Raw genomic sequence first — 19,389 nt, 5'->3', positions numbered from 1 at the left:
TCGAAGCTGGAGCTCGACCCTTTAGAACTACGACTATCGACTGAGCAGTTTCAAACTGCCCGCTTGGGTGGTTTCTTCGGCGCCCTTCGTGATGCGCTGCCAGATTTCTGGGGACAGCAGGTGATCGAACGTAAGCCGAATGGAATAGATTTCTTGGTTATGCGTGCAACCCAGGCCATGGCCGATCCCTGCAGACCGACCGAGCAGGAATTGCTGGATGTCGCGAAGCAAGCCGTGGCGGATTGCTGCAGCATTGCTCCCGAGGATGTGCGGGTCGACAAGGATGGATTTATCGTTGTTGACAACGGCAAGGATGCGACTGCAGCGCTCCTCTTGAATGTCGACGGTGCGCCAACTCCTGGCTTTTTGTTCTTTGCTAATTTGCTCAAGCGGGTCGACGCTTCTCCGTCGCTTTATCGACTCATCAATGAAATCAACCTTAAGCTACCGATAGGCACCCTTTCCTTTGAAGAAGAGTGCATCAGTTTCTATTACAAACTGCCGACAAGAGATCCATCGGCTCAGCTCGTCGCTTGGCTTATCCGTGTCATTGCTGAGCTGATTGATGAACACGACGACACCCTTCAGGAGGCGCTTGGAGGACTTCGCTGGGCCGACGAGGATGAAGGTGGCGATGAAGGTGATACCAATTCATCCACAGAAGATGACGACCAGACTATCGAGGATCTGATTCTGCGGGATCTCGAGCAAGTCACGAACGACTGCAATGGTGTGATGATGACAGTCATTGCCAACTATGTATCTGAAGAAGAGATTGCCGACTATGCCGAAGCGGACGACGAGGACAAAGCATTCATCCTTGAACAGCTACATCGTGTTGTCCACAGCAGTCCAGAGGAATTCCAGGATTATTTTCGAGGTTATTACGGCACCCCCGACAACAGCTTTCACGCAGAGTTCGTAGAAGAAGGAACTCTGAGAATGAGTCAAGATGAGTTCTTTGCGCAACTGGATTGGAACGAAATCCTTACGCTTTGCCGGCGACATTGTAATTCAGGGATCATCGCCGCTCGCTTTAGCGCACTTACGGGAGAAGACTACTCAAGGGAACGTGAGAAATTCCCTGTTCAACCATGGGATGGACAGCCGCAATGGGCGATGGAGAATGGTCAGTACGTCGCAAGTGAATAATTTTTCGCCTGTTAGCTAGACATCAATTTCATCGCTCGCCCTTTCAATCCAGCGCTCACCACCAACACGGCTTTGAAGCGCGTCGTCCGCGCGATCAGCTTCTTCAAGCAATTGGCTAAGGATCCATGCCAGAACATCGGGCTCAGACGTCGTAACCATATGCCGGTAATACAGAGTGATCTCATCTTCTCGGAAACAGAGCTGGCCATACACGAGATCGACATTGATAGCATTAATCAATTCATAGACCAGTGGGCTTTCGGTCACATTACGCAGGAGCGTTGCTTGAAATCGATAGGAGGCTGGTTCGACGTCGTCCCCTGCATTAACCCAGAAATACACAACAGCGCTCGAATCGGTCGTGGCAAAGTCGATCACACCATGCTCATTAACGGCGACGTCATCAGCGGAAATATCACAAAGCGAACCGACGGCCTGCTTGGCTGCGTCTAGGAGCTGAGCTTCTGTCGGTTTGTTGTGCATTGGGCTTGGAATGGCTTCGTTGGCTTGGGTTGGATCAAGGATATTGATCATACCCATTAAAGTTCTGTCTTGATAGCGATTGTCAATGCTGATGCATCGCTTACCAGCTGACGGTCATCGTCGTCAGGTTCCTGATTGCGATTTAAGCTTTCCATCAGCTCTTCCAACAGATCGAGAGCTGCTTGGTTACGTCCCAATTGGTGCAGAACACGAGCCAGATCCAGGCGTTCGCGGTTTGTCCACCAGTCGTCGGCACCCTGGTACTCGAGGCGATGGGCAAAGGCCTGCTGGCTGTAGCTGAGAGCCTCCTCCAGTTTGCCTGCCTTCTCAAGCGTTTTAGCCAGCCCACCAAGGGCGCGCCCGATATCAAAATCGCTGGGCTCCAACACCTGCTGGCGGCCTGCCAGAAGTTCACAGAACAGAGCTTCCGCTTCGTTCAGTTCGCCGACTTCGCGTAGATCGATCGCCAAGCCGTTGATCGAGTCAAGCGTATCGACATTGAGATCACCACTCTGCTGCCTGCACCATGCCAGCTCTCGCCGTCGCAAGGGGATGGCCTCTGAATGCTTACGGCGTTCGGTCAACACGCCAGCTAGAGCCAATGCGGTGTTCAGCGTGGTGGGGTCGTCGCTCCCAACCACGCTTTCTTGCCTGCGTAATGATTGGCGATAGAGATCCTCCGCTTCTTCTAGGTTCCCAAGCTCCTCAAGAACTCTGGCCAGGTCACACCTAAGTTGAACAGTAGTGGGATGCTCGGGTCCTTCGGTCTGATCGTTGCCTTCCAGACGGCGACGCCATAAGCGCTCTGCATCTTCATAACGCTCTAACCATTCGTACAGCTGCGCTTGGTTGCTCAGTTGCAGGAGAACTGCAGAATCAAGCCATCCTCTCTCTGTTTCCAGTAAGCGCTGGAGTGTCTCTGACATGGCGATGGCCTCGTCATAACGCTGCAGACTTGAGAGGGCATCCAGAACCCTGGCAAATGTGGCCAGCGTTCTGTGATCTGTATCGCCGAACAGCTGCTGCCGCCTATTGAGGCAATCCTGCAGGATGCCAAGACTTTCCTCTAGCTGCCCAGCTTCCAACAGATCGACGCCCATAGCATGAAGCGAAGCAACTGTTTCAGGATTATCTACGCCTTTCTCCTGTTGACACCAGGCCAGTTCAATCCGCCGTAGCTCGATCGCTTCGTCGTAGCGCTCAAGAGCGCTGAGGCAGCCAGCCAGGTCGTAGTGGCTGGCCATGGTATCGGGGTGCTCATCGCCAAGGGCTTCAATCCTGCCGGCAAGGCATTCGCGGTATAGCTGTTCAGCGGACTCTGGATCACCGCATGCTTCCAGATCGGTTGCCAGGCCGTTGATGGAGATCAGGGTGATGGGGTCACGATCACCCAATGCTTCACGATGCCACGCCAGTTCAATTTGGCGTAATTCAATCGCTTCTTCGTAGCGATCCTGTGCGCTAAGGCAACGAGCCAGGCCATGACGGAGTCCCATGGTTTCTGCATGGTCCGCACCGAGCTTCTTGATGGTCTGTTTCAGTACCTGTCGGTACAGGGTTTCTGCCTCTTCGAGCTCATCGGTCCAGGAAAGGTCCCGAGCCAGAAATTCTAGTGAGGTAAGCGTATCTGGATGGTCGGCACCTTTCTCCGTCTCGCACCAGGCCAGCTCGACGCGCCTCAGCTGAATGGCTTCGTAGTAACGCCCCAAACTGCTCAGGCAGTTAGCCAGGTCGTAACGGGTGGCCATGGTGGCGGGGTGGTCACCACCAAGGGTTTTCCCCCTGCCGGCGAGGCACTCGCGATAGAGCGGTTCGGCGGCATCTGGGTCACCGCTTGAACTCAGATCATCGGCAAGGGCGCGGATGGAGGCGAGGGTGCCGGCATCACGATCTCCTTTCTCTTCTCGGCACCAGATCAGCTCGATGCGCCGCTGTTCGATCGCCTCCTCGTAGAGTTCTTGGGCGCTAAGGCTGCGAGCAAGTCCAATACGGTTACTCATCTGATATGGATGCTGATTACCGTAGACCTCCTTGCAGGCTACAAGTGAGGATCTGAAATAACGCTCGGCTTCACCGTAAAGCTCCCTTTCAAGGCAAAGAGCGGCTAGATTTCTGTATGAGACGATGGTAGAGGGCGAGCTCTCGCCATAAAGCCGCTCTTCTATTTCGAGATTGAATTCATAGAGTTCTTTCGCAAGCTCCCATTCGCCTTGATCGCTGCAAGCAAGTGCTAGGTTGTTCCTGTCAGCCAGGGTGCTTGGATGCTCATCGCCAAGCAGCGATCTTCTTGCCTCGTAAACAGAGGAAAACAACTGCCTGGCCTGGTCATAGTCGCATTGACCTTGTAGCGCCGTCGCATATGAAGCCTGAGAGTTAAGGGTTAGCGGGTGAGTTGAGCCAAGTATATTCATACGCCCAGAGTACGCTCTCAATCCCAAGTCGGCCGCTTGATGGTATTGCTGCATTCGATTGTGCAGCGAGCTTAGGTTGTGGCACAAGCCAAGTGTCTCCTGTGATTCTTCGCCGGTCAAATCTCTGATTATCCCAAGAGCCTGGGTATATGTTTCCAATGCTTCTTGTAGGCGTGAATTCCGACTATAGAAAACTCCAAGGTTGTTCATGGCGGTGATGGTCTGCAGGTGCCTCTCCCCGTAGGCATCTTTCGCGCTTGCCAATGCCCTTGAACACAACTCTTCTGCTTCTTTCATTTTGCCTTGACGAGTCTTGAGCTCGGCAATATCGCTGAGGGTGCCGCAATCTACGACTTGGTTGTACATCTTGCTGATTTTCAATAGCTGGTCAAACAGCTGTTTGGCGGAGCTGTGGTCACCGACATTCAGAAATGCCCTGGCAAGGTCTCTTGTGCTGGCAGTAGCTTCCATTGGATGCACGTCCTCTTGTGCTGTAAATGAAAGAAGCTCTTTTGAGACCGTGATATACAGAGAGCGGAACAGGCCCATCTCTTCTAGGCACTCTCTGATTTGCTGAAGAAATGGCACAAGCACCTCGGGCCTGCCTTTCTCTATTGCAATCTCGTGCGCAACTGAGTCACAAATAATGTCGTCAAGGTGGATACCCGATAGTGTTCGAAGTTGATTTTCGTAGCTGATTAGCTCTGAGATGGGTCGATGGCTCGTCAGTATGCAGATATTCCAGGGATCGGCTAGCCAGGTAAACAGCGATTCATACCTTTCGGCGTGCTGCAGTTGCCAAGGGAGCTCCTCTGCTTCTCGCTTGTCCCAGCCTTCTCTGCCGATAAACCAATCTGCTAGTCCAATGTGCGTCTTGAGCTCTGCTTCTTTATTCAGAAGATATCGACCCTTCACCGCTTGACGCAAGAAGTCATGGTCGAACACCAGCTGGTTGCCATTGCTGCCGAATGACCCTTCCAGGCCAAGATCAATCGGCGACCATTGCAGCGGTGCTACACCAGTGATAGCGAGTAGCTCCGGTTCACTAAGCCCCGCGCGGCTGGCCCACAGGGCCGTCATCACCTTTTCAACCACTTCTCGGCCCACATCGCCCTCGAGCCGCTCCAGCACCTTGGCGTAAAAAGCATCCACGGATGGCGCCTTGAGATAGTCGTCAAGCTGCTGCGCCAGCGTTTCGTGGCGACCGCAGACGCGCAGCTCATCCAGCACCACCCGCAGAAATAAGGGTGACCGCGCTGGCTCATGCTCAAGGATCCTGGACTCCAGCTCTGGTACCAAGGTCTTGTTGTAACGCCGCATATAGTTGGTTATCAGCGCCTTCTGCTCCTTCCGCTCCAGCGGGCCGATCGTTAGGGTGGTGTACTCCCGTTCCTGCAGGATCGTGCGCGCCGGGCAATCCAGCGCACTGATCACCACATGTAGGTGGGGGAATAGTTGCAGCGGCAGCCAGGGCAGAGCCTGCTGGTTCTCTTCTGGAAGGCGATCGAGGCCGTCGAGTACCCAGATCCAGCGGCGGCCCTGCTGCTTGCACCAGTAACTGAGCTTGCTGAGGGTGTCGGTGACGGTGCTCACCAGCTCCCAGTAGTCCTGCGGCACCTTCATCGGTTCGCTCAGCGCCTGATCGCTCTCCTGGGCCATCAGCGTTGAGGCCGCCTGCACCATGCGCGCCAGCAGTGGCTCGAGGGCATTGGCGTCGTTGCTGCAGCCCAGGTGGTGGGCAAACAACACATCCTCTGGATGGCTCTGCTGATGCCGCTGCATCCAGTTGGCGATCAGGGCGCTCTTGCCGGCGCCTGATTCGCCGGTGATCAGGATCCGCTGTTCACCCGCAGCGATCCACTGCTCCAGCTGTGACACCTTTCCGCCGCCGCTATCGCCGTCCTCATAGAGCTCGGTGCGCGATCTGCGGTAGCTGGCGTGCTTGCGCTCCTCTCGCTCGAGTGCATCGGGCTGATCCAGCTCCGGAAACTGCTCCTCGATCAGGGCCCAGAGGTCTGTGCCGATCCTGTCGGCTAGGGCCTTGGGGTCTGGCAGGTCTTCCTCTTTCACCACAGGGAAGCCACTGGCAAGGATGCGTTGCTTGAGGTCGGCAAGCTTTTCTGCTTCCTCTTCGCTGTCGCAGACAAAGCCTGGCTCCGTCTGTGCCTGACTCCAGGCGGGGTCACGGAAGTAAAAGAACGCCCTGCCGGCCATCTCCGGGTTGTTGAGCACCCCATGCAGGATCTCCAGCTCGGTGACGCTGCGGCGGCCCAGGTGCTCCTCCACCCAGGCGTATTCCTCGTCGGCCAGCACGACGCGGTTGTCTTCGTCAGCCGGCGGCACCCAGCCGTAGCGTTCCGCGAGCATCCCCACGAAGTAGGGCCTGCAGCGGTTGATCTCGGCCAGGCAGATCGGCAACACCTTGCCCTGGCGGCTTTCCTCCTCGGTGATGCCCCAGCGCAGATCCACCTCCACCACCTCCACACCCCGCTCCCGGGCCTTGCGGCGGAGCTCCGGGAACACCTCCTTCACCAGCCGGTCGCGCTCCTGCATGAAGTCGCGGAAGGTGCTGCTGAGGAACACCCGCACCACACGGGACTGTGGAACGCCCTCGTGTTCAACCATGGCAATGATGCAGACAATGCATAGTTTCTGCGGCCAACCTGACCCTGCCTCATGCTAGGTCTTTAACCGAAGAGAATCAGTACGAAACAAAATAATCTTTGCTCTGAGTCCTAGTATCGATCAAGGTCCCTCCCCTGCAGCAGCCGTGCAGCTCAGAGCATGCAACTCACTGGATACAACCTGCTTGAGCAAGTAGAGCAAATCGACCCCACCTTCATTTCAGGACCACCATGGAGAGGGAAAGAGTCGGTTATCGAAAAGTGTGGATATCATCGCATCGGCTCAGATGGCAAGCTATCAGTTGATCGCGAAGCATTCCATCAAGCCTATGAGGATGCAAGAATCTTTCGTGATCGCTATGGCGATGAAATCCAGGAGCAGACTTTCAGTCCGCAAGAGATCTTTGAATCCTTTATCTATATCTTTCATGAATTTCCAACCGTGGATGTCGAGGCTCACGTGACTGCCCATGGGCTTGATTCGGTGATCGAGCTTGCTGAGCAGTTGAGAGAATACGAACTTGGCGATGAAGAATGATGACTGCAGGTTTTGATGCCGTTCATTGAATTGAGACTCCAATGCAAGCACTTTTTTCTATTGCCAACAATCCTGAGCGGTTGATGCGTCTTGTCAACCATCTAAGCGATAAAGGCTTTGAGCTCACAAGCCAGTGCAAAGCCAGCGCACTTCATCAGACGGTCAAGGCAATCTTCACGTTCAGTCTTGATGAATCGCTGGAGATTGCGCTCGTCGATGAGCAGCCTTGTCAAGATATGCGGATTCACCTCGACGCCAATAGTCCTGACCTTGAACTCATTCGTTTGATCCTCGAGGCAGGAGGAGAAATCTGTGATGACCCAGGAGAAGCTGATCTGGTTGTCTGTGACACGTGTGAGATCAATGCTCTTTGTGATCGTTATCCTCGCAAGCTTGTGATCAGCGAAGCTGAATTCAGCTCTTTACTGAAGGATTCCGTGCAAGCTGATCGCCTACGGGCTCCTGTGAATCCAGATCTCACACCTGTCCCACGTCTTCCGGACAATCTCAAGGCCTGTTGGGCGAAGCTACGACGTCGTTCAATCCCGGCGATCAATGAAGGCCTGAACCTGCTGGAAAGTCTCCTCCAAACAGATCCCACAGCCGCCGATCCATTGCTCGATCAAGTTGAGGTTATCGATGGCGCTCTGTTTCCTGGTCGGCGATTCAGATTGAGTGATGCCTTCACGCATTCCTATTCCTACTACGCACTTCTCGGCATCCTCTCCCGATGCCCAGCCGGTAGCCGTGGTGAAGCCTTGCGGCTCGGTATCACAAGCTTGAACCAGCCATGGGCAGAGTATGAGCCACTTGAGATCATTGTAATGCCACAATTGTGGTCTTTCGAGAATTTAGAGACGATCAATATTCAAATCCTTGAGCCGGATAGAACAAGACCTTCTGCTTGCTTGTCGGACTGCTGGCTGGGCCTCACAAGGCTTACCGAATTGTCGCTTAGCATGGCTGATGGTGCAACAATTCAATTTGACCATCTCGACGCCCCCAGACTCGAGAGGCTGACGCTAGTTGGCGCAGAGTTCAAGGAGATTAGTGGTGTATCTAAATGCGTCAATCTATCTTCAATTGATATCAGCGGCACCTCCGTCAGCGATCTGGCCCCCCTTGCAGCGGCTTGCAAATCCTTGCGCAACATTAATCTGGCGGAAACGGATATCACAACGCTACAGAATCTCTCTGGTTGTCAACAGATTGACGATCTCAACATCGATAACTGCAAGCAGCTGCTCAGCCTCCGCGGCCTGGAGCAGGCGGCAGTCACTTCAGATCTATTGTGCTTAAGGAATGCACCGATTGAAAGCTTGCGATGGTTCCCATGCTTTGATGGGAGCAGCCTTACGTTGTGGGATTTGCCTATATCCGACCTTGCCGGCATTGATAAGATAAAGAATCTCAAAAGGCTCGATCTGAGCGACCTACAGCGCCTGTCCTCCATTGCTCAGTTGCTGTCACTCTCTTCGCTTGAGGAGGTGGTTATCACAAGGTGTGCCGACCTTGATGACCTGAGAGTCTTGGGTAGCCTGCCGAATCTGCAGCGTGTATCCATTTCAGGATGCACGAAGCTGGTCAGCATGCCTGAGCGCTGGCCCGACTCTTTGAGGCATTTAAGCCTGAGCGACCTTGCAACGCGTCAAATCGGCGAGCTTCCTTCTTCATACGACGAAGATCTGAGTCTTAAAACTGTACATGGATTGGAGACAGTGGAGGGTCTGCGCAACAGCGTCAAGATCCAGGAAATCTGGCTCACCATGTCCCAGATTCCAGCTATGAATGATCTTATGCCGCTAGCAGGCTATCAAGACCTATGGCTCAATATCAAGATGGAAAATAAATCGAGCTTGCCAGATGTGGTAGTGGATATCTTGTCAAAACTGCCAGTCTGCAGGCTCAGGCTGGATGACTACGAGGATATTGACTTGACCAACCTCACGCGCCTGGAGAATTTGGTGGCTCTTGATCTTGATGTCAACTATCTGTGGATCAAGAAGGACGAGCTACGTCCGATCATCAACATGAATGCCCTTGAATATCTGCAATTCCCTGCGGGTTCCCTGCCCGAGCTTGGTGGTTGCACTTTTAATACTGCGTCAAAGGTAGCAAAAGTTAAGATGCAGCTGCTGGTCTCATGAGTCAGCGAATCAGGTAAGGATCCTGAAGACACCTATGCCCGATGCCCCCATTCCTTGGGTTGCTGAGTGGCCGACTCATGGGACAATGCTGTATGAACCCAGTGCTGTGCAAATGGCCGACGATGAGCTCACCTACCAAGGCGCTGACCATGACACCCTTGTTGATGTCACGAGGCGCGCCGTCGCTATCCTGACGGGGAAGAAGCCGGAAGACGCGAATCCAACTGAAGATGGCGATTTCGTGGTCACAGGCGACAGCGCAGGAGTCGTTGTCTCAATTGAGTCCGATCCCTCAGCGCTTGTTTTCAGGTCCTTGTTACTTGATGGCGTCAAGGAAAGCGCAGCCCTGTATGCCCTCATCAACGAGATCAATGCCGACATCGTGATCGGCCAGATGTACTTCTTTGAGAAGGAGTCGCAGATCCGGTACTACTATAAATATCCAGCAGAAAAACCCAGTCCTGAATTGGTGGCTTGCATCATTTCAGACATGATTGATGAAGCGGACTTGTATGACGACCGCTTGAAGGTCAGGCTGGGAGGCGAGCGTTTCAATGAGGAGGCGGACGACGAAATCGAGGTTTAAGAACTCGTCTTCAGTCTCCTAGCCTTTCGAGGAGGTTCTCGCTTTTGCCAGAACCTCCACCGTCTTGGATTCACCGTTTCGCTCGATCAAGATGGTGACTTGCTGATCGACCGCTTCACGTCCGAGTGCTCGTATGACATCGATCCGCCGCTTCAGCTCTCTGCCATTGATCTGGAGAAGGATATCGCCGCTTTCCAGTGGGGACTGATCTGCATCCTTCACCTTGCGCACGCTGATGGCTCGCTGGAGGCCACCCGAGTGCTCGATCACCGCAATGGAAATGCCGATGCTGGCGCGCAAAACACTTCCGTGGCTCACGATCTCAGGAACAACAGCGGCGATTGTTTCGGCGGGAACGGCCATATTCACGGTCTCCGCCGGCCCCATGGTGTTCATGCCAACAACACGGCCATGAATATCGACCAGCGGCCCGCCTGAGTTCCCAGGGTTCACCGACGCATCGGTTTGAATCATTTCCTCAATCACGGTTCCATCCGCCATCCGAATCTGGCGGGACAGGCCGCTGATGATTCCAAGACTGGCCGATTCCCTGTAGGAGTGGGGTGACCCGATCGCCACGCACAGTTCCCCAAGCCTGGGTGCTTCCAGTTCGAGCTGGAGAGGCTGGCCGTCCAGCCCCTCAACGCGGATCACAGCAATATCGTTTTCCGGGTCGCTGCCGATCACGTCACCTGTGATGCCGGCGCGCCCAACCGGACTGACGGTGACGGGGTTTTCCATGCCATCGATGACGTGATGGTTGGTCACCACCAGTCCGGGTGCGTAGATCCAGCCGGAACCCTGGCTGTTTTCGGAGAGATCCTTGCTGTAGCCCTCGATCGTCACCGTCGATGGCAGGACTCGGCGGATCAAGCCGGTGAGTTCGTCGTTCAGAGCCTGCAGCGCAGCCGTCATGAGCACAGGGCCTCAGGGGAGAACAAGTTCAAGTCTGGCAATGAAGGCAGCCTCATCGATCACGTCCACGCCCATCTCCTTGGCCTTGGTGAGCTTGCTGCCTGCCTTGTCGCCCGCCACCAGAAGGTCAGTCTTGCCACTGATCGAGCCGACGGCGTTGCCGCCTGCGCGTTCCACAAGGCGCTCCGCCTCCTTGCGCTCCATCCGCTCGAGTTTGCCCGTGATCACCACGGTGAGCCCTGCGAAGGCATCGCTGCACACCAGGATCGTCTCACAGTCCCACTCTACCGCCGGTTCATTGTTCTTCATCCCTGTGAGACCGTGCCAGGTGCAAACAGATTAAGCCCTCCGCAGGACGGCCTGTCACTGGCAAAACTATGCACCCAGCGAATAACTGGGGGTGCCGTCCTTGGGGGGGCGTAGGTTAATCTCATCGGACTCAGCAGCATGGCCAAGCCTGTTGTCGTGACCCACCTCGGCGCGACGAGCTCATTCCAGCTCAGCAAGCTTGAGCGCCGCAAGCTCTATGGCGCCAGGCGCCGGATCCCAGTTGATGCAGTCGGTGAGCCCTGCACCCGAGCCGCGCTGACTGATGACGGTGCTGTATTGATCACTGCCGGTATGACGGCCCAGAGATGGTTTGATCCCGATGGGCGCCAGGTGGAGACCAAGGAGATCGGGGCCCAGGACAGTGATGGTGTGCCCCTTGCACCGGTTCCCTCAACCCTGGGAGAGCCGGTGGACCTCCAGGGGCCCTTGCCCGCCACCGACTTGCTGGACCTTGCCATCACCTCCGTCTACTGCCTTGAGCCCGAATCCATCGACGAGGGCCTTGCTGCGTCGCTGCAGACAGGCCAACTCTGGCGGTTTCCCTTCAACTACAGAGCTGATTTCCGCTCGGAAACCGGATTTCTTGTTGCCAATGAACACGGCATCTTCCTGATGGTCGGTGTGCCGATTGAGCTGCGCTTTCTGGAACCGAATGCCCCCCCGCCTCCCGACGACGAGGAGGCTGCCGATGACGACCTCGATTTCGAGATGCTCTGAAGATGCGCACTCTTCATCTGGCTGACGCCAACTCCCGTGATGCTTTTGTTCGGTTCGTCTCCGTCAAGGAGCAGCCTCCGCCGCAAAAAGTCGTCAACGGTCGTCCTGTCTCCATGCGCCGTTTCCTGGCCGCTGGGGAAGCGAACACACACGAGGCCCTGCACGAGGCCCATGGCTCAGAGCTCGCCCAAGCCTTGATTGATGGCGATCCTGAGGTCGACCTCGAGCTGATCGGCCGTCCTGTTGAACGCACGAGAACGGTGTATCTCGACAGCAGCCGCGAGGTGCTGCGCCTGGCTCCGGATGTGGTTGAAATCCTTCTGGACCCGTTCGGTCAGGAAAAGGAACGGCGAGCCCCAGAGGATCGGTTGCCGAATGTGAGCGAAGACGTTCCTGTTCGCTTCACAAAAAACCGGATGAAGCGACTGGATGCAGTTCGCCGTTTTGCCTTCACCCGCACGCTTCAGCTCTGGCATACCGACGGCCTCACCTACGAATTCCTGCACGGCATTGCCGCTGAACTCGATGAGGCCGATAAGATGGTACTTCTTGGCGCAGGAGAGAAGTCTCGTGATCCCCTGGTGTTGCAGCTCAATGGTTTGCCGTGGCGTGCCTTCCTGGAGGGCCGAGTCAGTGACAACGGCTATTGCCTGCTGCTGCGGTTGTCCAACCTCGAGCTCAAACAGCCCCCGGCCCGCTCATGACTGATTCGCGACTTGAATCCCTGGCCCGGCACTACAAAGCTTCAGTGGCTGGGCGCTATCGCGCGATCAGGCCCGGTGATCTACAGCTGATTCCCCATGCGCTCTGCTTTGTCAGCCGGAAAATTGATGGGGAGCTCTGGATGGCGGAGCTGCACCAGGGGAAGGCATGCCTGTTTGCCCGTGGCGGGCGATTGATTGAAAAGGGACCAGTCCTCGATGCATTGATGTCCATTGCTCAGGGCTGTCCGCAGCCACTTGTCATTGCCGGCGAGCTGCACGTACCCGCCAAGGGAGAGGCCCGGGAGCGGGTGGGGGACGTTGCGGCTGCACTGGCGGACGGGAAGCAGCAGTCGCTGGCCTTTGCCGCGTTTGATGTGGTGGAGCTGGATGGATCAGCCCCTCCGGCGGACTATCACCAGCGCCTGGAGATCCTGCAGCGATTGGTCGATTCAGATGATGCGCATCCGATCTCGGTGGTGGCAACCGAGGAACTCCAGGAGCCTGGAGAGCTGCGCTCCCACGTACAGAACTGGGTGGAGAGCGGCAAGGCTGAGGGGCTTGTGGTCCGCAGCTCAGTCGGTGAGATCTACAAGATCAAGCCATCCTTCAGTCTTGACGCCGTGGTCGTTGGCTTCACCACCAGGGCGAGCGAGCCGGATCAGGTGCGCTCCCTGCTACTGGGACTTCAGCGGAGCGACGGCTCAATTCAACTGTTAGGTGCATGCGGCAACCTGCCCGGGGAAACTATGCGTCGAGAGCTCCTTGCGGACCTACTGCCTCTGGAGTGCCCAAGCTCCTTCAGGCATTCGAGCAGCGACGGCAACCTGTACCGATTCGTCAACCCGGCGGTGGTACTCGAGTTGAGCTGCACCGATCTCCAGAGCGAAGACAGTTCAGGTGATCCGATCCGACGTTGGGCTCTCCACCATGTGGCTCACGAAGGTTGGCAGCCGATTGTGGATGCGATCGCCGTGAGCATGATCCATCCGGTCGTCGTCAGACGGCGAACTGATAAGCAGGCCAGTGCACTGGATGTCCGGGTCAGCCAGCTGCAGGAGGTTTTGCCTGATCTAGACCCAGATGCCGTACTCGAGCCCCGCGAGCTCCCCAGGAGCACTCTGATTCGTCGTCAGGTCTGGAGCAAAGCAGGCAAAGGCGGCCTTGCTGTCCGCAAGTTGCTCCTCTGGAAGAGCGGCAAGGATGAGGCCTGGCCAGGCTGGCCTGCGTGGGTGGTCCACTTCACCGATTACAGCCCTGATCGAAAGACACCACTGGAACGAATCATTCGCTCAGCTCTTAGCGAGGTCGAGGCTCAACAGATCGCTGATTCTCTCATCGCTGAAAACATTAAGAAGGGCTGGGAAGCGGTGGGTACCGAGTCCGAGGTCCAGACAGACATACCAAGGGCCAAGAAGGTCTCTAAACCGAAGGATAAGAAAAGCGCATCGAGCGCAAAGACAGCGAAAAAGTCGACCAATGCCTGAAGGGCATTCACCACATTTTTTACAGCCATCCGTTCTGCCCGCCCCAGATGTCAAGCCTCAAACCCTCTCAGCTCATCAACTACCTCAATCAGCTGGTGCAGTCAGATCTACCGATCAGCACAATGATCTGGGGGCCTCCTGGGATCGGGAAGTCGAGCATCGTCGCTCAGGTAGCGCAGGAAGCCGGGATGGACTTCATCGATCTACGGCTCAGCCAGCTGGCACCCACCGATCTGCGAGGCCTTCCTGTACCCGTTCCACCGGCCGAGGATGATGCTACCGGCACCTCAACCTGGTATCCCCCTGAATTTCTGCCGCGTCAGGGCAAAGGCATCCTGTTCCTTGATGAGTTGAACATGGCGCCTCCTGCGATGCAGGGTGTCGCACAGCAGTTGATTCTTGATCGCCGCGTCGGCAGCTACGTGGTGCCCGACGGATGGTTTCTCTGGGCCGCAGGAAATAGGAAGGAAGATCGGGCTTCGGTCTTTGAAATGCCGGCCCCTCTGGCTAACCGCTTTCTGCATCTCACAGTTGAAGCCGACTTCGACAGCTTCAAGAGTCATGCCCTTGAGCGGGGCTTCTCCGAGCAGGTGATCGCCTTCCTGGGCTTCCGCCCCACCTTGCTCCACAAGCTTGACGCCAAAACACCTGCCTGGCCTTCGCCGCGGACATGGGAGATGGCCAGCCGCTTGCATCGCGCCAACCTGCCGGTGGATGCGGCAGTTGGAGAAGGTGCGGCCTCAGAATTTCGCGCCTATCTCGCTGTATACGACGACCTGCCGGATCTCGATGCGATCGCTGCCGGAAAGGGTGACAAGATCGTCTTCCCGAAGGAAGCATCCAGTCGTTGGGCGACAACAACCGGACTAACGGTGCGGTCGCAGAAGCCCCCGCAGGTGCTTGCCGTGTTTCAGTGGCTGATCGCCAAAGCGAGTGAAGAGTGGGTACAGCTTTATGCCGCCGATGTTGTGAACCAGTTCCAGCGACGCAAGCAGCTGGCTAACCTCGCCAAGGTGGTGATGAAGGATGCGGCGATTCAGAAGTACCTCGCGCATTACAGCCAGCTGATTAATCAATGAGCTCCCGCGCTGCAACGACGCCATGAGCCGCACCGCCGAACAACTGAGTGATCTGATCAGCGCCACCCGCATTCGACTGCGGCGTCATTCGCCGTTTTTTGCCGCGCTGGCGCTATTTGTGGACGTTCGTTTCACGGAGGAGGTTCCCATCGCCGCCACTGATGGGAAGTTGTTGTTCTTTCATCCCGAAGGTTACGGCGATCTCCAGCCGTCAGAACGCGACGCGGTGTTTTTGCATGAGCTATTGCATGCTGCCCTGCTCCATCCCAGCCGCCGAGGTGTACGCGACCCCGACCTCTTCAACATCGCCGCCGACATTGTGGTGAATGGCATGGTGGCGGCTGAGGAGAGTGTCGCGCTGCCCCAGGGCGCTATCCGCAACAAGAAGCTTGAGCACCTGAGCGTGGAGGAGATCTATGAACTGCTCCAGAAACAGCCCAAGAAGAAGCATCCCACTCTGCCCCTGGCTGATCTGATCAAGCCAGGCTCTATTGATTCAGGACCAGGCGATGGAGACGACGAAGGAGAAAGAGGAGAAGGAGGCGGCAAGGCTGAAACAAATACGCCCGACTCGGGCAACAGCCACGATCTAGCCGGCGAGTTGCACGACCTCCACGATCGCAGTGCTCTGGAGGCCCATTGGAAGCAGGCCATCCAACAGGCGAGGGTGCTCGCCAATAGCCAGGGTCAGGGCACCCTGCCGGCAGGGATGCAGCGCCACCTCGGCGAAATCGCGGATCCACAGATCGATTGGCGATCACTGCTATGGCGTTATCTGGTGCGCACACCCACCGATTTCAGCGGTTTCGATCGCCGCTTTCTCCATCGGGGCCTCTATCTCGACCACTTGGAGGGAGAGGGCGTGCAGGTGTTCTGTTGCATCGACACCAGTGGCTCCATTGACGACGAGCAGATGTCGCTGTTTCTCGGTGAACTGAGCGGCATCCTGTCGGCCTATCCGATGTTGGATTGCCAGCTCTGGTATGCCGATGCCTCCTGCTACGGCCCCTACAGGATCGATGCGCAGCACGACATCCCGAAGCCGGAGGGTGGTGGAGGCACCGACTTCCGTCCGTTCTTCCAGGCGGCTCTCGAAGCCTGGAGCGGCGATCAGGAGGCGGTGTGCGTCTATCTCACCGATGGCTATGGAGACTTTCCCGAGGAGGCTCCCCAGCTGCCAGTGCTCTGGGTCATCGTTCCCGGTGGACTCCCCAGCGAAGAGATCCCCTACGGCGAGATCTGTCGACTGATCTGATCTATCCCTCGTGAACGCGCCATGACGCTAAAACCACTAGCCGACACCCAGGGCTCATTGCCTAAGGCTCTCCGACCCATTTGGGAGCAGCTACGCCAGCAAAATATTACGACCATCAACGAGGGGCTGGATGCCTTCAGCAAGCTGGCAGAAGAGAGCCCTACCACCGCTGATCACATCTTCGATTCAGTTGGGGTATCTCCAAGGCCTAGTTCCCAATCAGCCATTGTGGGATTGGATCGTGGCAGTCGCTTCTCAAGGGTCGACAAGGAAGCAGATCGTTGCCTTCTCTATGCCCTGCTCGGTCTGCTTTCGAGAGCCCCGATCCGCAGTCGAGGTGCCGAGCTAAGGCAGTGCATCCAGTGTCTGGACCTGGAATGCCCAGCGATACCGGAGCTGCAAGGCTTTGTCGGACTGATGGACCTAAAACTGTCTATCTGGCATCCCTGCGAAAGCAATACCAAACCTCATGATTATTGCCTTTCCGATCGGATCGCACCCTTCCCGTGCCTGGAGAAGCTGGAACTCCAGGCGAGAGGGGGAGATTGTGCACACAAGATTGAGTCCCTCGACTGGCTCCCCGCACCTAAACTCAGAAAGCTTAAGGCTTCAGACGTCGGGCTCAAATCCATCGAAGGTTTGCGGGAGATCAGCACGCTCGAAACCGTGGACCTCAGTTACAACGCATCCCTGAGTGATCTCACCCCACTGAGCAGTTCGGCTGACAGGCTGAGCAGTCTGGATCTGTTCCAAACAGGCATCGATGGGCTGGCGGGCATCGCCGGACTCAAACAGCTTAATGAGTTGAACATCAGCAACTGTCTTCAGATCACCAGTTTTGAATCGCTGCGTGAGATCACCATTTCCCAGCAACAGCTTTTCATCAGCGGTTTGACAGGGCTGACGAGCCTGAGCTCCTTTCCGCGATTCACCGGTGAGCGGCTGGATCTCCACGGTCTACCCCGCATCACCCAATTGGACGGACTGGAAAGTTGTACGGAACTGCGATCCATCCATATATCCAGTCTTCATAACCTTGCTGATGTTTCGGCACTGCAACGCCTGAGTGGCCTGAAAGAGTTTGCCATTTGGAATTGCACTGCGCTGGCTTCTTTGCAATGCCTTGAGACGCTGCCGGATCTGGTGGAGGTCCGCATCCTGGATTGCGCCAAGCTCCATCAGCTTCCACGAAGCTGGCCTGCAACTGTCCGGTCTCTGGAGATCGGCAGATGCGCCATCACCGAGATCGGCAGGCTCCCTGTCGATATGGATGGCGAACTGGTCTTCAGCGACTGCCCTGACCTGGGGACCCTCAGCGGGGTAGAAGGATGCAGCAAGCTGACCTCCATCAGGGTGGGGGCCCAGCCACGTGATCTCTCAGCGATGGCGAGCCTGCCGGACACATGGCTCAGTGTCGATTTTCAGTATGACGAGAAGCATTGGCAGTTCACCGATCCTCTCGTCGATGCCTTGGCGACCTTGCCGGTCTGCCGGCTTCGGATCATGCGGATGCACAACCCCGAACAATTGTGGAACTGGGGTCTCAAGGCCTCCGATCTGGCACCCCTGAGCCGCATCCCCCATCTAAAAGCTCTCGACCTCTCCGATCTAGATGTTGATGGCGTGGCCTTTGTGATGGGCCTGGAAGAGCTGGAGGTGTTGAAGGTGGCCCCCCGCTCAGAGCTCAGCAAAGCGCTTGGCGGCTGCACGTTCGACAGCGCCACGGAGATCGCCAAGTTGAAACTGTCGTTGCTGGGGATGGGCTGAGCCAACCGATGAAGCACTTTCTTCTGCGCCTTGCCACCACCCCAGAGCGTGCCCTGCGCTTGTTGGGCTACTGCGTGGAACGCTCGGATGAGATCACGCTTCACGTGGCCGCCAGCGGCACGGTCACCTTCAGTGATCTGGATCTGCCTGGCGTGTGGTCTGAGCCTGACCCGGCACGCCGTTTTCGCGCCATCAGACTATGGATGACAGACAAGGCGTCTGATCCGGCGCTAATCAAGGCGTTCTGCTGTGACGGGGGGAAGGTCGCCGCCATTCCGGATGATGCGGACCTACTGGTGGCAACAGGTCCTGAACTATCGGCCCTGGAGGAGAGGTGGCCGCGCCGATTGGTGGTTTCACTCCAAGAGATCCAGGTCCAGGTGATCGGTGACCAGCTCAGACCTCTCAACAGCAAGGTCGGGCCTCCAGGGTCGCTGCCAAAACAGTTGCGTGCTCTGTGGAATCAGCTGCGATCAGGCAGTAGCGCTCATCAAAGCGCTGCACGGCTGCGCGGGCCTGGGCTGGCGCAAGCATCGACTTGGCCAGTGCCAGCGCGGCAGCCTGGTTGAGGCAAGCCGCATCGGCAACAGCGAACAACGCTGGTGTCAGCGGATTGGATTTGACGGCCTCGTAGCTGATCCCAGCCTTGAGATCGGTGTTGAGCGTATTGATCCAGCTGCGGCGGGCGATCTCCGTATTGCTGCCCGCCTGCACAGCAACCGGGATGGAGAGCGCTGCTGCCAGGGCACAAGCCCCGCCAAGGAGAACCAGTCGAATCGGAGGCATCGGTGAGTCATGAACCAGCCCGCTCACAATCGATCAGATGCAGCGGTTTGGGTGCCGTCTTCATGCGAAGGACGGATGCTTCAGCAGGTGGCGAATGTTCTGAGGAGCCCCTCGCGTGACCATGGCCCAACAAGGCCCAACCTTCTTGCCGTGTACCGGGAGGCCCGGTGCTGCGCCAAGCCCCTTTGTGGCATGGTGAAATCATCCCCTTGGGTAAATCTAGCAATTGACTACAGATAATCCCTCTTGAGCAAACTGAGGCCTTGAACTCATGGGTCAAGGGACAGGGCTGATTCAAAGTGTGTCACAGGCGCTCTGGCCGGGGCTGTCAGCATGGGTTGAGCTGAGCGGGCTTGCCCCTGCTTTGTGCCTGAAACTGCTGCTGCCGCAACCGATCTCGATCTGATCAGC

Annotated in this window: 15 protein-coding genes; 10 read left to right on the top strand and 5 right to left on the bottom strand. The window is 56.5% G+C overall.

Annotation, left to right across the window (positions count from 1 at the left end; all coding sequences use genetic code 11):
* Positions 1 to 63: 63 nt before the first annotated feature.
* Entirely contained in the window at positions 64 to 1,152 is a 1,089-nt protein-coding gene (locus KBZ14_RS14490) for a T3SS (YopN, CesT) and YbjN peptide-binding chaperone 1 (RefSeq protein WP_255119054.1), read from the top strand.
* Between the two features lie 15 nt (positions 1,153 to 1,167).
* On the opposite strand, the gene KBZ14_RS14485 is transcribed toward KBZ14_RS14490, so the two are convergent.
* Both KBZ14_RS14485 and KBZ14_RS14480 read right to left on the bottom strand, forming a co-directional pair.
* Positions 1,168 to 1,692, bottom strand: coding sequence for a T3SS (YopN, CesT) and YbjN peptide-binding chaperone 1 (locus tag KBZ14_RS14485; RefSeq protein ID WP_255119053.1), 525 nt, complete (start codon positions 1,690 to 1,692; stop codon positions 1,168 to 1,170).
* Positions 1,692 to 6,671, bottom strand: coding sequence for a tetratricopeptide repeat protein (locus tag KBZ14_RS14480; protein WP_255119052.1), 4,980 nt, complete (start codon positions 6,669 to 6,671; stop codon positions 1,692 to 1,694). The genes KBZ14_RS14485 and KBZ14_RS14480 overlap by 1 nt, the downstream gene beginning before the upstream one ends.
* A 159-nt stretch (positions 6,672 to 6,830) precedes the next feature.
* On the opposite strand from KBZ14_RS14480, the gene KBZ14_RS14475 reads away from it, so the two are divergent.
* The 3 genes from KBZ14_RS14475 to KBZ14_RS14465 all read left to right on the top strand — a co-directional run bounded on the left by KBZ14_RS14475 (position 6,831) and on the right by KBZ14_RS14465 (position 9,941).
* On the top strand, positions 6,831 to 7,208 hold the full coding sequence (locus tag KBZ14_RS14475) for a hypothetical protein (RefSeq protein WP_255119051.1): 378 nt from the start codon (positions 6,831 to 6,833) through the stop codon (positions 7,206 to 7,208).
* 41 nt (positions 7,209 to 7,249) lie between these two features.
* Complete coding sequence (locus KBZ14_RS14470; RefSeq protein ID WP_255119050.1) at positions 7,250 to 9,355, top strand: hypothetical protein; 2,106 nt, start codon at positions 7,250 to 7,252, stop codon at positions 9,353 to 9,355.
* A 112-nt stretch (positions 9,356 to 9,467) separates the two neighbouring features.
* Positions 9,468 to 9,941, top strand: a complete 474-nt coding sequence (locus KBZ14_RS14465; protein ID WP_255119049.1) for a T3SS (YopN, CesT) and YbjN peptide-binding chaperone 1 — start codon at positions 9,468 to 9,470, stop codon at positions 9,939 to 9,941.
* 18 nt (positions 9,942 to 9,959) lie between these two features.
* Here the strand turns inward: KBZ14_RS14465 and KBZ14_RS14460 are convergent, their stop codons facing one another.
* Together KBZ14_RS14460 and KBZ14_RS14455 are read right to left on the bottom strand one after the other, a co-directional pair.
* Positions 9,960 to 10,856 (bottom strand): S1C family serine protease, encoded by an 897-nt coding sequence (locus KBZ14_RS14460; RefSeq protein ID WP_255119048.1) that lies wholly within the window; start codon positions 10,854 to 10,856, stop codon positions 9,960 to 9,962.
* Positions 10,857 to 10,868: 12 nt separating this feature from the next.
* On the bottom strand, positions 10,869 to 11,165 hold the full coding sequence (locus KBZ14_RS14455) for a BRCT domain-containing protein (RefSeq protein ID WP_255119047.1): 297 nt from the start codon (positions 11,163 to 11,165) through the stop codon (positions 10,869 to 10,871).
* A 138-nt stretch (positions 11,166 to 11,303) separates the two neighbouring features.
* On the opposite strand from KBZ14_RS14455, the gene KBZ14_RS14450 reads away from it, so the two are divergent.
* From KBZ14_RS14450 to KBZ14_RS14425, 6 genes are read left to right on the top strand one after another with little or no spacing between them, the layout of a single operon-like run.
* Complete coding sequence (locus tag KBZ14_RS14450) at positions 11,304 to 11,903, top strand: hypothetical protein (RefSeq protein WP_255119046.1); 600 nt, start codon at positions 11,304 to 11,306, stop codon at positions 11,901 to 11,903.
* Positions 11,904 to 11,905: 2 nt separating this feature from the next.
* Positions 11,906 to 12,607: a hypothetical protein gene (locus KBZ14_RS14445; RefSeq protein ID WP_255119045.1), complete on the top strand. Its 702-nt coding sequence runs from the start codon at positions 11,906 to 11,908 to the stop codon at positions 12,605 to 12,607.
* Positions 12,604 to 14,091, top strand: coding sequence for a hypothetical protein (locus KBZ14_RS14440; protein WP_255119044.1), 1,488 nt, complete (start codon positions 12,604 to 12,606; stop codon positions 14,089 to 14,091). Before KBZ14_RS14445 ends, KBZ14_RS14440 begins: the two co-directional genes overlap by 4 nt.
* A 47-nt stretch (positions 14,092 to 14,138) precedes the next feature.
* Positions 14,139 to 15,170, top strand: a complete 1,032-nt coding sequence (locus KBZ14_RS14435) for an ATP-binding protein (RefSeq protein WP_255119043.1) — start codon at positions 14,139 to 14,141, stop codon at positions 15,168 to 15,170.
* 22 nt (positions 15,171 to 15,192) lie between these two features.
* Positions 15,193 to 16,425 (top strand): vWA domain-containing protein, encoded by a 1,233-nt coding sequence (locus tag KBZ14_RS14430; protein ID WP_255119042.1) that lies wholly within the window; start codon positions 15,193 to 15,195, stop codon positions 16,423 to 16,425.
* A 21-nt stretch (positions 16,426 to 16,446) separates the two neighbouring features.
* A complete protein-coding gene (locus KBZ14_RS14425; protein WP_255119041.1) occupies positions 16,447 to 18,192 on the top strand; it encodes a leucine-rich repeat domain-containing protein in 1,746 nt (581 codons plus the stop codon).
* 405 nt (positions 18,193 to 18,597) lie between these two features.
* Here KBZ14_RS14425 and KBZ14_RS14420 read toward each other — a convergent pair whose 3' ends face one another.
* On the bottom strand, positions 18,598 to 18,978 hold the full coding sequence (locus KBZ14_RS14420; protein WP_255119040.1) for a hypothetical protein: 381 nt from the start codon (positions 18,976 to 18,978) through the stop codon (positions 18,598 to 18,600).
* Between the last annotated feature and the right edge of the window lie 411 nt (positions 18,979 to 19,389).

It is taken from the genome of Synechococcus sp. HJ21-Hayes, from assembly GCF_024345835.1.
Classification (GTDB): Bacteria; Cyanobacteriota; Cyanobacteriia; order PCC-6307; family Cyanobiaceae; genus Vulcanococcus.
Note: the sequence above shows the minus strand (reverse complement) of the source record. Positions and strands in the feature narration are given on the sequence as shown.

Excerpts from the sequence above, each read along its gene's own strand:
- KBZ14_RS14465 (WP_255119049.1), top strand. The coding sequence starts at position 9,468 with ATGGCCGACGATGAGCTCACCTACCAAGGCGCTGACCATGACACCCTT.
- KBZ14_RS14445 (WP_255119045.1), top strand. The coding sequence starts at position 11,906 with ATGCGCACTCTTCATCTGGCTGACGCCAACTCCCGTGATGCTTTTGTT.
- KBZ14_RS14420 (WP_255119040.1), bottom strand. The coding sequence starts at position 18,978 with ATGCCTCCGATTCGACTGGTTCTCCTTGGCGGGGCTTGTGCCCTGGCA.
- KBZ14_RS14455 (WP_255119047.1), bottom strand. The coding sequence starts at position 11,165 with ATGAAGAACAATGAACCGGCGGTAGAGTGGGACTGTGAGACGATCCTG.
- KBZ14_RS14435 (WP_255119043.1), top strand. The coding sequence starts at position 14,139 with ATGTCAAGCCTCAAACCCTCTCAGCTCATCAACTACCTCAATCAGCTG.
- KBZ14_RS14460 (WP_255119048.1), bottom strand. The coding sequence starts at position 10,856 with ATGACGGCTGCGCTGCAGGCTCTGAACGACGAACTCACCGGCTTGATC.
- KBZ14_RS14470 (WP_255119050.1), top strand. The coding sequence starts at position 7,250 with ATGCAAGCACTTTTTTCTATTGCCAACAATCCTGAGCGGTTGATGCGT.
- KBZ14_RS14440 (WP_255119044.1), top strand. The coding sequence starts at position 12,604 with ATGACTGATTCGCGACTTGAATCCCTGGCCCGGCACTACAAAGCTTCA.
- KBZ14_RS14450 (WP_255119046.1), top strand. The coding sequence starts at position 11,304 with ATGGCCAAGCCTGTTGTCGTGACCCACCTCGGCGCGACGAGCTCATTC.
- KBZ14_RS14475 (WP_255119051.1), top strand. The coding sequence starts at position 6,831 with ATGCAACTCACTGGATACAACCTGCTTGAGCAAGTAGAGCAAATCGAC.
- KBZ14_RS14485 (WP_255119053.1), bottom strand. The coding sequence starts at position 1,692 with ATGGGTATGATCAATATCCTTGATCCAACCCAAGCCAACGAAGCCATT.
- KBZ14_RS14480 (WP_255119052.1), bottom strand. The coding sequence starts at position 6,671 with ATGGTTGAACACGAGGGCGTTCCACAGTCCCGTGTGGTGCGGGTGTTC.
- KBZ14_RS14425 (WP_255119041.1), top strand. The coding sequence starts at position 16,447 with ATGACGCTAAAACCACTAGCCGACACCCAGGGCTCATTGCCTAAGGCT.
- KBZ14_RS14430 (WP_255119042.1), top strand. The coding sequence starts at position 15,193 with ATGAGCCGCACCGCCGAACAACTGAGTGATCTGATCAGCGCCACCCGC.